Below are 12,337 nucleotides of genomic sequence, written 5' to 3' on the forward strand. Positions count from 1 at the left end.
GGAGCGTTGACGGACACCAGGGCCGGCAGGCGGACCAGGCATTCTCCCAATGGGCCGGAACTGCCGGCCCTGGTGTTCACGCCCACCATGTGGTGGGCAACGGGTTGACCTTTTAAGGCCACATATGCGGCGCGGCCAACTCCCTCGACAGAGGGAGCAATTCACTGTGGAAATGGCAGGGCGACAGGGCCTGTCGCGTATTTCTTTTACGCCGTCATGCCGCGGGTCGAAACTGTCGTGGCACTATCGGCAGACCACCGTCCCTGGGAATCGCCGCCCTGCGCGCCACCGCTGGCCGCGCCCGCCGGCCAGCGGTGGCGGTGCTGGTCGGCGCACCGACCGGCCGTATGCCGGGTGAGCAACCGCGGATGGTGCCGTAGCGGACGGGCTTTCTGGCGAGCCTCATCGCCATCGAGACGACGTCGCAGAAATATGGAGTCGTCCAAATATTGACCCGGCGAAATGGATCTCGTAGGGTACAAGGAACGTGGAAAGCGCTTTCCTACTCCGTCCCCCATTCAGGAGCGCGTGTATGAGACGCCACCGCACGCTACTTTTCGCCCTACTCACGGCTGTCACCCTCGTGTTGTCGAGCACGCCGGCGACCGCCGCCGAGTCCACCACCGCCGCCAATTTCCGGGTACTGGTCTTCTCCAAGGTCACGAACTTCTATCACGACTCCATCCCGGCCGGGGTCGCCGCCATCCGGCAACTCGGCGACCAGCACGGCTTCGCCGTCGAGGCGACCACCGACGCGGCCGCGTTCACCGACGCCAACCTCGCCCGCTTCGACGCCCTCGTGTTCAACAACACCAACTCCACCCCCGCCTCCGGCGACCTGCTCGACGCCGACCAACGGGCCGCGCTGCAGAAGTTCGTCCGCGGCGGCGGCGGCTGGGTCGGCCTGCACGCCGCCTCGGCGAGCGAGCGGGACTGGACGTGGTACGAGGGACTGGTGGGGGCCATCTTCGACACCCACCCGGACTTCTCCCGCACCGGGGGCACCTTCCCGGGCCGGATCAAGGTCCTCGACCACGCCCACCCCTCCACGAAAAACCTGCCGGAGCTCTGGGAGCGCAGCGAGGAGTGGTACAACTGGCGGACCAACCCCACCGGCAAGGTCCACACGCTCGCCCAGATCAAGGTGCGCGACGGCATATCCGGACTGAACGAGGGCGTCGACCACCCGTACTCGTGGTGCCAGAACTACGACGGCGGCCGGTCCTGGTTCACCGCCGGCGGGCACAGCTCCTCCTCGTTCCAGGAGCCGGCCTTCCTGCAACACCTCCTCGGCGGCATCAGGTGGGCGGCGGGCACCGCCCCCGGTGACTGCGGCGCCACCAGGACCGACAACTTCGAGCGCATCCCCCTGGTCAACCAGGACCTCTCCGACCCGTTCGAGCTGGCGGTCGCGCCCGACCGGCGGGTCTTCTACATCGAGCGCACCGGCGCACTGAAGGTCATCAACCAGGACACCCTCGCCGTCACCACCCTCCTGGACTTCGCCTACACCCCGGAGCAGACCAGCCAGTCCGACGGCCTGCTCGGCATGACCCTGGACCGGCACTTCGGCACGAACAACAGCTGGATCTACCTGCTCTGGTCCGACCGGGTGGAGAAGCAGCTGAACCTGTCCCGGTTCACCGTCGACGGCGACAGCGTCCGCCTCGACTCGGAGAAGCGGCTGCTCACGATCCCCACCTGGCGCGGTGAGGCGCGCGCCAACTCGCACATGGGCGGCTCGCTGACCATGGACAAGCAGGGCAACCTGTACGCCGCCATCGGCGACAACACCGACCCGTTCGAGTCCAGCGGCTTCACCCCCGTCGACGAGCGGGCCGGCCGCCGCGCGTACGACGCGCAGGGCACGGCCGGCAACACCAACGACCTGCGGGGCAAGATCCTGCGGATCAAGCCCCTGCCCAACGGCAGGTACGCCATTCCGGAGGGCAACCTGTTCGCCCCGGGCACGGCCAAGACCAAGCCCGAGATCTACGCGATGGGCATGCGGAACCCGTTCCGGATCACCGTCGACTCCACGACGAACGCGCTGCTCGTGGCCGACTACGGCCCCGACGCCCGGTCCGCCAACCCGAACCGCGGGCCGGAAGGGACCGTCGAGTTCAACCGGATCACCAGCGCCGGAAACTACGGCTGGCCCTACTGCATCGGCAACAACACCCCGTTCAACGACTACGACTTCGCCACCTCCACCCCCGGGCCGAAGTTCGACTGCGCCGCACCGGTCAACGACTCCCCCAACAACACCGGCCTGACCAGCCTCCCCGCGGCCAAGCCGGCGCTGGTCTGGTACGCCTACTCGGCCTCCCCGGAGTTCCCTGAGCTCGGCACGGGCGGCGGCGGCCCGATGGGTGGGCCCGTCTACGACTACGACCCGTCCAACAAGCGGCTGACCAAGTTCCCCCAGTACTTCGACGGCAAGTGGATCGTCTACGAGCTGACCCGCAAGTGGTTCAAGACGTTGTCGATCCACTCCACCGCCCAGACCTTCAACGATCCCCGCTTCAACCCCACCAACGTCGGTGACCTGCAGTCCATCAACGGCATCTTCGGCAACATGTCGTGGATCCAGCCGTTCGAGGCGGAGTTCGGGCCGGACGGCTCGCTCTACGTCATCGACTTCGGCGCAGGCAGCGGGAGCGGCCGGGGCGGCAGCAACGACGGCGCGGGCATCTACCGCATCGACTACGTCGCCAACAGCCGACCGCCGGTGGCCAAGCTGACCGCCGACAAGGACAGCGGACCCGCGCCGCTGACCGTCGCCTTCTCCAGCGCCGGCACCAGCGGGCCGGACGGCACCGCGGTCCAGTACGCCTGGGACTTCGACGGCAACGGCACCGTCGACTCCACCGCCGCCAACCCCAGCCACACCTACAGCACACCGGGGCGGTTCACCGCCCGGCTCACGGTCACCGCCACCAACGGGCAGACCGCCGTCGCCGTACAGGAGATCACGGTCGGCAACACTCGGCCGACGGTGACCCTCAGCGTCCCCAACGGGGCCTTCTTCGACTTCGGTGACCGCATTCCCTACACGGTGACGGTCACCGACCCGGAGGAGAACAGCATCGACTGTTCGAAGGTGGTCGTGCAGACCCAGCTCGGCCACGACTCGCACACCCACCCGCTGGACAACTACATCGGGTGCACCGGGGTCGCGGTCACCGAGAGCAACGGCGGTGACGGGCACGGCCCGGGACAGAACCTGTACACCGTGCTCACCGCGCAGTACACCGACGGCGGGGCGGCCGGAGCACCGGCGCTGGTCGGCTCGACCCGGGCGGAGCTGCAGACCAAGCGCAAGGAGGCCGAGCACTTCGACGGCCAGAGCGGCGTCCAGGTGATCGACCGGGCCACCGCGAGCGCCGGCAAGCGCATCGGTGACATCGACAACGGCGACTGGATCAACTTCGGCCCGGTCAACCTGCGCGGCATCGACTCGGTCACCTTCGGCGTCGCCTCGGGCAGCAGCGGCGGCGACGTTGAAGTCAGGGCCGACTCCCCCACCGGCGAACTCCTGGGCCGGGCCACCGTCGGCGGCACCGGCGGCTGGGACAACCTCGTCTCACCCACCGTCGAGCTCACCGATCCGGGCCGGACGTGCACGCTCTATCTGGTCTTCGTCAACCCGAACCAGACGGGCGGCACCCCCGACCTGATGGCGCTGGACTGGCTGCGCTTCAACGGCGCCGGGGTGCGCGAACAGACCGACGCCACGGTGTCGGCCTCGGCCACACCCACCACGGGTACCGGGCCGCTGCAGGTGGCCTTCACCGGCACCGCCGCACCGGCGGCCGGGCGCACCATCACGGATTACGCATGGGACTTCGGCGACAACGCCGCGACCGTGCACGGCGCGTCCGCCAGTCACACGTACGCCCGCAAGGGCACCTACACCGCTCGGCTGACCGTCACCGACAGCCTCGGGGCGACCATGTCCTCGATCGTGGTCGTGACGGTGCGCTGAGCGTCCGGAGCGGGTGGCGGGGTGGGACGGCACCCCGCCACCACCGGCCCGGCACCGCCGCCGTCCCTGTCGCGAGGGCCTGTCGGCCCACCACCTGACCAGTCTGAACTCCTCAACTATCTGGGAGACGACATGCATGCCAACTCCGCCCGCCCGCCCCACACCCGATCGAGACGAGCACGTCACCTGCTTGCCGCATCGCTCGCCGCGGCCCTCCTGCCGTTCACACCGACTCCGGCGTCGGCCGCCGAAACAGCGACCGACGCCACCAGCGCCCAGGTAACCGAACAGGTGACCGCGGACCGCTGCCCCTGGGGTTACACCACCTCAGCCACGGTCTTCTTCGGCCGGGGGGCCGACTCGGGCGTACCGAACCGCGACCTCGGCGACGGGTGCACGATCATGGACGCCGTCTGGGCCGAGGCGCCGTTCGCCAACCACGGCAGCTTCGTGAGCCTGGTCAGCCGGCTCGCCAACGAGCTCAGGCAGGCCGCGATCCTCACCCCCGAGGAGAGCAGCAGCATCGTACGGGCGGCGGCCGGCTCCGAGATCGGCAAGCCGCAGCCCGCCTCCGGAACCCGCGCGGTACCCGACGAGCGAATCGGCCTCGTCCTCTACACGGTGCGGGCCACCATGCCGACCGCGCCCGACGCCACCCTGGCCGCGCTCGCCGCCTGCGGCTACCGCAACGCGGAACCCTCCGGCGCGGTGAACAACTTCTACGGCAAGACGGCCACGGCGCTGGCACCCCTGGTCGCCGACGCGGGTCTGTCGGCGCCGTCGATCGGGATCGGCCTCGGCGACCTCAGGAACAACATCGACGGCGTCATCGCCAACGCCAAGGCGTTCGGCGCCAAGTACGTGCGGATCTCAGGTTCGGCCTCCTGGAAGCTCAACGACTACGCCCAGGTCGCGGCAACCCTCAACGCCGTCGGCGCGAGACTCAAGCAGGAAGGCATCACGGTCGCCTACCACAACCACGGGTTCGAGTTCACCGCACAGGACGGCACGCGCGGCTACGACGTGCTGGTGCGCGAGACCGACCCGAACCTGGTGGCGATGGAGCTGGATCTGTACTGGGCGGTCAGCGTCGGCGCCGACCCGGTGGACCTGATCACGCAATACCCGGGCCGGTTCTCGCTGTTCCACGTCAAGGACATGGCCGCCGACGGGTCGTTCGCCGACGTGGGCGAGGGCACCATCGACTTCGCCCGCATCTTCGCCTACAGCGAGATGGCCGGCACCGACTACTACTTCACCGAGAACGACAGCCCGCGCCCGGACGGCGTCTCGTCCGCCTGCGACAGCTACGCCAACCTCCGCGCCCTGCGCTACTGACGGACGTCGCCGGCCCGCGACACCCGCGGGCCGGCGAGGGCGTCCACCGGTTACGACCACGTGCCCCTTGCGGCGGCCTCAGCGGCGTAGGTGCCGAAGTCGATCGGGTCGCGTCCCAGGATCCGCCGGACCGTGTCGGTGGGCTCGGCGAGGTATCCGGCGCGCATGCCCGCGAACATCGCGTTGAGCGCCGTTGCGGTAGCCTCCGAATGTCCCTGGGCCAGCAGTTCGGCCCGGTACTCCTCGGGCGTCAGCTCCAGGTAGCGGATGGATCGGCCCGCCGCCTCCGCGATCATCGCCACCGCCGAGCCGAAGGTGAGCGCACGGGGGCCGGACAGCTCGTACACCTGCCCGTGGTGGCCGTCGGAGGTCAGCAGTGCCGCGGCGACGTCGGCGATGTCCTGGGCGTCGATGAACGGCTCCGGCGTGGCGCCCATCGGCAGGGCCAGCCGGCCCGCCACCAGCGGCTGGCGCCACAGGTCCTCATCGAAGTTCTGGTTGAAGTTGTTCGGGCGGATGATCGTCCACTCCGCGCCGGAGTCCCGCACCGCCTGTTCGGCGGCGAGCATGCCCGGCGCGAAATCCTCGTCGATCCGGTCGATTCCGCGTCCGGAGAGCGCGACGAACCGGCCCACCCCCGCCTTCACCGCCCGCGACACGAAGTCGTCGGCCAGGGCCGGGTCTTCCGGCGCCAAGAGGTAGACCGCGGAAGCTTCCGCCACGGCCGGCTGCCAGGTGGTCGGCTGCGCCCAGTCGAATCGCACCTCTCCCGAGCGGGACGCCGCCCGTACCCGCCTGCCCGCCGCCCGCAGCGTGCGTACCAGGCGGCGTCCGGTCTTCCCGGTTCCGCCAAGGACGAGGATCTCATCCGTTGCTGTCGTCATGACCACGAGTCAACCGACCCGACCGCCGTCGGCACATGCCTGGCCGTACGCGGGGCATGTGCGATCGTCCGCGACCTATGGTGAAGCGATGGACCCGTTCGACAGTCTGCTGCGGGGCGTACGCGCGGAGGGCGCGGCCTTCGGCCGGTCGGTGCTGCCGCCGACGTGGGCGTTGCGGTTCACCGACGGCGCGCCGGTGACGCTCTGCATTCCCCTGCGGGGCGAGGGTTGGATCCTGCATCCGAAGTGCGACAAACCGCGGCTGGTGCGGGTCGGCGAGGCCGTCGTGGTGCGAGGGCCGGAGCCGTTCGTGTTCTCCACCGAGCCGCGGTCGAGCTTCCGGCCCGGGGAGCTTCGGGACGTCCGCTGCGGCGAATCGCGGGTGACCGAGCCGCCGGACGCGGACCCGGCCGAGCACATGGTGCTGCTCGCCGGGGCGTACCACGTCCAGGGCCAGGCGCCGCAGCGGCTACTCGGGGTCCTGCCGCCAATCCTGGTCGTACCCGACGACCACGACTGTTCGTCGCTGCGCGACTACCTGGACCACCAGCTCGGCGGGTGCCGCCCGGGTCGGCAGATCGTGCTGGATCGGCTGTTGGACTGGCTGCTGGTGTGCACGATCCGGGACTGGTTCGACCAGCCCGGCGCCGAGGCGCCCCGGTGGTACAGCGCGCTGAGCGACGACACGGTGGGACCGGTGCTGCGCGCCATGCACGACGCGCCGGGCAAGCCGTGGACGCTGTCCTCGCTGGCAGCTCTGGTCAGAGTGTCCCGTACGACGCTGGCCAAACGCTTCACCGAACTGGTGGGTGAGCCGCCCCTGACCTACCTGACCGACTGGCGGATGACGCTCGCTGCCGACCTGCTGGCCGAATCCACCGCCACGGTCGCCGCCGTGGCGCGCCAGGTCGGCTACGCGGACGCGTTCGGCTTCAGCGCGGCCTTCAAACGCGCCCACGGGGTGAGCCCCAGCGAGCACCGCAAGCTCGCCGGAGGCACCGCGGCTCACTCCCCCGGTTGACCCGAACAGCCTGTCCTGGCCGTCCAGGCCGGCCCCAACGAGGGCCGGCCTGGACGTGCGGATCAGGCGAGGTCGAACCGGTCGAGGTCCATCACCTTGGCCCACGCGGCGACGAAGTCGTGCACGAACTTCTCCCGCGCGTCGTCACCCGCGTAGACCTCGGCGAGCGCGCGCAGCTCGGAGTTCGAGCCGAAGACGAGGTCGACCCGGCTGCCGGTCCACTTGACCTCGCCGGTGCCGAGGTCGCGGCCCTCGAAGGTGTTCGCGTCCTCGGACGTCGGCTGCCACGCCGTGCCCAGGTCGAGCAGGTTGACGAAGAAGTCGTTGGTCAGCGACCCGGGCGTCGCGGTGAAGACGCCCAGCGGCGACTGCTGGTAGTTGGCACCCAGGACGCGCAGACCGCCGACGAGGACCGTCATCTCGGGCGCGCTCAGGGTCAGCAGGTTCGCCTTGTCGATCAGCAGGAACTCCGCCGGCAGGTGGTTACCCTTGCCGACGTAGTTGCGGAACCCGTCCACCGTCGGCTCGAGCGCGGCGAAGGACTCCACGTCGGTCTGCTCCTGCGACGCGTCGGTACGCCCCGGCGTGAAGGGGACCTCGACGGCGTAGCCAGCGTTCCGGGCGGCCTGCTCGACGCCGACCCCACCGGCCAGCACGATCAGGTCGGCCAGGGAGACCCTCTTGCCGCCGGTCTGGGCGGCGTTGAACGCCTCCTGGATCTTCTCCAGGGTGTGCAGCACCGGCGCCAGTTCGTCGGGGTTGTTGACCTCCCAGCCGATCTGCGGCTCGAGGCGGATACGCGCCCCGTTGGCGCCGCCGCGCTTGTCGCTGCCGCGGAACGTCGACGCCGATGCCCACGCGGTGGAGACCAGCTGGGCGACCGTCAGGCCCGAGGCGACGATCTGGCCCTTGAGGGTGGCGACGTCCTCGGCGTCGACGAGCTCGTGCGTCACCGGCGGCAACGGGTCCTGCCACAGCAGGGTCTCGGTCGGGACCTCCGGGCCGAGGTAGCGGGCGACCGGACCCATGTCGCGGTGGGTCAGCTTGAACCAGGCCCGGGCGAACGCGTCCGCGAACTCGGCCGGGTTCGCCAGGAAGCGCCGCGAGATCTGCTCGTAGATCGGGTCGAACCGGAGCGCGAGGTCGCTCGTGAGCATCCGCGGTTCGCGGCGCTTCGACGGATCGTGCGCCTCGGGCACCATGTCGGCGCCCGCGCCGTTCTTTGGCCGCCACTGGTGCGCGCCGGCCGGCGACTGCATCAGCTCCCACTCGTAGGCGAAGAGGATGTGGAAGAACTCGTTGTCCCACCGGGTCGGGTGGTAGGTCCAGGTGACCTCGATCCCGCTGGTGATGGTGTCGGCGCCCTTGCCGGTGCCGAAGCTGTTCTTCCAGCCCAGGCCCTGCTCCTCCAGCGGGGCGCCCTCGGGCTCGGGGCCGACGTGGTCGGCGGGGCCCGCACCGTGGGTCTTGCCGAAGGTGTGACCGCCGGCGATCAGCGCGACCGTCTCCTCGTCGTTCATCGCCATCCGGCGGAACGTCTCGCGGATGTCGCGGGCCGAGGCGATCGGGTCCGGGTTGCCGTTCGGGCCCTCCGGGTTGACGTAGATGAGGCCCATCTGGACCGCGGCGAGCGGGTTCTCGAGGTCCCGGTCGCCGGTGTAGCGCTGGTCACCGAGCCAGGTGGTCTCCGGACCCCAGTAGACGTCCTCGTCGGGCTCCCAGACGTCCTCGCGGCCACCGGCGAAGCCGAAGGTCTTGAAGCCCATCGACTCCAGGGCCACGTTGCCGGCGAGGATCATGAGGTCGGCCCAGGACAGGCTCTGGCCGTACTTCTTCTTCACCGGCCACAGCAGGCGGCGAGCCTTGTCGAGGTTCCCGTTGTCCGGCCAGCTGTTGAGCGGCGCGAAGCGCTGCTGCCCGGCACCGGCGCCACCGCGGCCGTCGCTGATGCGGTAGGTGCCCGCGCTGTGCCACGCCATCCGGATCATGAACGGGCCGTAGTGGCCGAAGTCGGCCGGCCACCAGTCCTGCGAGGTCGTCAGGACCTCCGCGATGTCCCGCTTCACGGCGGCGAGGTCGAGAGCCTGGAACGCCTCGGCGTAGTTGAACTGCTCACCGAGCGGGTTGGCCACGGCGGGGTTCTTGGCGAGGATCTTCAGGTTGAGCCGGTTCGGCCACCAACCGCGGTTGCCGCCGCCCTGGGTCGGGTGCGGGGCGCGTCCATGGGCGACGGGGCAGCGAGACTCGCTGCCCGCTTCCGCGTCGTGGACGACGGCGTCGTGGTTCTCGGACATCAGGTTCCTTCCGTGACGTGGCGGATCAGAGGGAATCAGGAATTGCCGGCGGTGGAACAGTCGGGGCACAGGCCCCAGTAGACGACTTCGGCCTCGTCGATCGAGAAGCCGTTGTCGTCGGACGCGGTCAGGCAGGGTGCCGCACCGACGGCGCAGTCGACGTCGGCGATGACGCCGCATGACCGGCACACGACGTGGTGGTGGTTGTCCCCGACCCGCGACTCGTAGCGAGCCACGGAGCCGGATGGTTCGATGCGCCGCACCAGGCCCGCGGCCGTCAGCGCGTGCAGGACGTCGTACACGGCCTGGCGGGACACCCCGGGGAGATCCCGGCGTACGGCACCGATGATCGAGTCCGTGTCGGCGTGCGGGTGCGTGTGCACCGCGTTCAGCACCGCCACCCGAGGACGGGTCACGCGCAACGCGGCCTCGCGCAGCATCTGCTGGATGTCCAGGCTGGTGACCACGCCACGCAGTCTGGTCCGTTTTCTGGAATGAGTCAAGAATATCCGGCCAACGTCACCGTGAGTGCGATCTCAATCACGGATCGCCATCGAGCCGCCATCATCGGCTCATGCCGGCCGCCCGCCAAACGCCCAGCCGTGCACCTCGATGTCGGCGTACCGGTCCGGGGTCAGGACCGCACGCGCCGCGTCCGGATCCGACGCCCGCAGCAGCACCGCGGTACCCAGCCAGGTGGCGCCGTCGTCGGACAGCAACGACCCGTACGCGATCAGTTCGTCCCGGTCGGGCGGCACGGCGACGTCGGCGGCCTGCCCGGCACCGAGGCCGAGCACCAGATACAGGTTGCCCCCGGTCCGGCCTCCGGGGAAGTCCCACATGGTGCGCCCCAGCATGTTGCGCCACCGGCGCAGCAGCACGTCCCGGTACGCACCGGCCTGATAGTTGGGCTCGTCGAAGGCGAACGCCCGGGCGGCGGCGGAGTCCGGCAGGTCGACGATGTGCACGCTGCCGGTCGGCGTGGCACCGTCGTCGGCGAAGGTCGGGCCACGGGCGATCATCTCCGCCGCGTACCGGTCCATGTAGGACCAGTGCTCCTGCAGCAGCTCGCGGCGCAGAACCGCGGAGCCGGGCCGGTCACGGTGATAGCAGAAGAACTCCATGCCTCAGATCTTGACCGCACTAGCGCAGGCGGCGCAGCACCACGCCCAGCAGACGGTCGGTGGTGACATACCCGGACTGGCGGGAGTCGAGCGAACGCCTGGGGTTGTCGCCCAGCACCACCACACGCCCGTACGGCACCCGGATACCGGGGGCCTGGTGAAGCGCCGCCACGTCCCGCGCTGTGCCTGCTTCGGGGCAACCGAGCGGCCGCTCGGCCGTCGCCATGTCGTCCGCAACGGCCTCCTGCTGGCCAGCGTCGCCGCCGCGCTCGTGGCCGTGGCCCTCGGGGCGGCGTATCCGAACCTGCTGGAGCTGTTCCTGCCGGTCAGCAGCGCCCCGCCGATCGCGCCCAGCCGCCGCGATCCCTGACCGGGGCCGTCGGGATCCCGCCCCACGGCCGTTCCGCGCGGTGGCGAACACCGTCCAGGCCACGCCGGCACGAAGGTCGGGTGATCCGCGAGGGCGGCGAGGCCGGGCGGCGGCGCTACCGGCCGTTCTCGTCGCCGGTGGCTGTTTCGCGGACCAGGCGGTTGGCGTCCTGTGGGCTGACGCCGGTGGCGCGCAGCAGGTCGCTGGCGGCGCTGCGAATCTGCACGACAACGGTCCCGCCGAACTCCCCCGCCTGGGCACGGTCCGCTTGTCCGGCCAGCCGTGCGGCTTCGAGCACGGACTGCCGGGTCTGTCCGGACGCTCTGCCGGTGGTGCAGTCGCTGTGCAGGTGGGTGAGCGCGTCACCCACGGCCGTGACGGCCTGATGCAAGGACGCCGGGACCGGTTCGCGATATTCAAGCAGGGTAACGACCCGGCGGGCCATCACCCGGACGTTGGTGGTGAAAGCACGGAGTTGGTCGGCGGCGGCCCGGTACTGCTGGTAGCGGCTACGCCGGTGGCGCCACCACGGCGCGATGCTCACCATTTCCTCGGCCGCCCGCAGGGCTTCGTCGAAGTGCTTGGCGTCGGCGGCAACGCCGTTGAAGCTGTCCAGCGCTCGCACGGCCAGGTCCCGGTCGCCGGCCGCCAGCGCCCGGGCGGTGGTGTGGATGGCCGCGGCGAGATCGGTGAAGAACGGCTTGGCGGCGCGGCGGACGCCCCGCAACGGGTCGAAGGGCAGGAGCAGCGCCACGGCGAGGAAACCCATCGACGCACCCACGGCGGCATCGAGGATGCGGGGCAACTCGAGGCTGCGTTGATTGCCGGACAGGGTGGCGAACAGTGTCGCAGTGGCACCGGCCTGACTGACCAGGGCCCCACTGCGGCCGGCGACCAACAGGGCGAGCGCGACGGAACCGGAGACAACTACCGCGATCTGCCACGCGCCGCTGCCGACGAGATACAGCAGGGCGTCGGCCACCGTGATGCCCAGACCGACCCCGATGAGGAGTTCCACCGTCTGTCTGGTGCGTTGTCCCGTGGCCGAGGCGATGGTGGCGAGAGCGGCCGCGGGCGCGAAGACCGGCGCGTTGCGGCCGAGGAAGTCGGTGGCGATGATCCAGGCCCCCGCCGTGGCGAGCCCAGCCTGAACGGAGATCAACGCAATGGGCGCCAACTGCCGGGTAGCGAAAAATTGCCGTACGGCCGGCAGCGGCCATACGCGGCCGGGGTGTCCCGCCGGACGGCTGGGACGCCGGCCGGGGGCACCCGGCTTAGCCATGCGACGGCTTTCCCACTCTCCGCGGAATTAGTCATG

10 protein-coding genes are annotated in these 12,337 nt (G+C 70.2%); 4 read left to right on the top strand and 6 right to left on the bottom strand.

The annotated features are described in order from the left end of the window. The first annotated feature begins 532 nt into the window (after window positions 1-532). The gene (locus ABZ783_RS29040) at window positions 533-3,988 is read left to right on the top strand and encodes a ThuA domain-containing protein (RefSeq protein WP_357443638.1); all 3,456 of its coding nucleotides are present in this window, start codon (window positions 533-535) and stop codon (window positions 3,986-3,988) included. A gap of 132 nt (window positions 3,989-4,120) precedes the next feature. Beyond that, complete coding sequence (locus ABZ783_RS29045; RefSeq protein ID WP_357443640.1) at window positions 4,121-5,326, top strand: sugar phosphate isomerase/epimerase; 1,206 nt, start codon at window positions 4,121-4,123, stop codon at window positions 5,324-5,326. 50 nt (window positions 5,327-5,376) lie between these two features. On the opposite strand, the gene ABZ783_RS29050 is transcribed toward ABZ783_RS29045, so the two are convergent. Next, a complete protein-coding gene (locus tag ABZ783_RS29050) occupies window positions 5,377-6,210 on the bottom strand; it encodes an NAD(P)H-binding protein (protein WP_357443642.1) in 834 nt (277 codons plus the stop codon). An 88-nt stretch (window positions 6,211-6,298) separates the two neighbouring features. Here ABZ783_RS29050 and ABZ783_RS29055 point away from each other — a divergent pair, with 88 nt between their 5' ends. Continuing rightward, window positions 6,299-7,231 (top strand): AraC family transcriptional regulator, encoded by a 933-nt coding sequence (locus tag ABZ783_RS29055; protein ID WP_357443644.1) that lies wholly within the window; start codon window positions 6,299-6,301, stop codon window positions 7,229-7,231. Window positions 7,232-7,293: 62 nt separating this feature from the next. On the opposite strand, the gene katG is transcribed toward ABZ783_RS29055, so the two are convergent. The 4 genes from katG to ABZ783_RS29075 form a co-directional block, all read right to left on the bottom strand. Next, window positions 7,294-9,525: a catalase/peroxidase HPI gene (gene katG / locus ABZ783_RS29060; RefSeq protein WP_357443646.1), complete on the bottom strand. Its 2,232-nt coding sequence runs from the start codon at window positions 9,523-9,525 to the stop codon at window positions 7,294-7,296. A 35-nt stretch (window positions 9,526-9,560) separates the two neighbouring features. After that, complete coding sequence (locus ABZ783_RS29065; RefSeq protein ID WP_357443689.1) at window positions 9,561-9,965, bottom strand: Fur family transcriptional regulator; 405 nt, start codon at window positions 9,963-9,965, stop codon at window positions 9,561-9,563. A 132-nt stretch (window positions 9,966-10,097) separates the two neighbouring features. After that, window positions 10,098-10,649 carry a YciI family protein gene (locus ABZ783_RS29070; protein WP_357443648.1) on the bottom strand — a complete coding sequence of 184 codons (552 nt, stop codon included), beginning with the start codon at window positions 10,647-10,649 and terminating at the stop codon, window positions 10,098-10,100. Between the two features lie 19 nt (window positions 10,650-10,668). Then, window positions 10,669-10,788, bottom strand: coding sequence for a S26 family signal peptidase (locus ABZ783_RS29075; RefSeq protein WP_357443650.1), 120 nt, complete (start codon window positions 10,786-10,788; stop codon window positions 10,669-10,671). Between the two features lie 18 nt (window positions 10,789-10,806). Here ABZ783_RS29075 and ABZ783_RS29080 point away from each other — a divergent pair, with 18 nt between their 5' ends. Continuing rightward, entirely contained in the window at window positions 10,807-11,019 is a 213-nt protein-coding gene (locus ABZ783_RS29080; RefSeq protein ID WP_357443652.1) for a hypothetical protein, read from the top strand. Between the two features lie 115 nt (window positions 11,020-11,134). Here ABZ783_RS29080 and ABZ783_RS29085 read toward each other — a convergent pair whose 3' ends face one another. Further along, the gene (locus ABZ783_RS29085) at window positions 11,135-12,301 is read right to left on the bottom strand and encodes an FUSC family protein (RefSeq protein ID WP_357443654.1); all 1,167 of its coding nucleotides are present in this window, start codon (window positions 12,299-12,301) and stop codon (window positions 11,135-11,137) included. Between the last annotated feature and the right edge of the window lie 36 nt (window positions 12,302-12,337).

It is taken from the genome of Micromonospora sp. NPDC047738, assembly GCF_040642675.1.
GTDB lineage: Bacteria > Actinomycetota > Actinomycetes > Mycobacteriales > Micromonosporaceae > Micromonospora.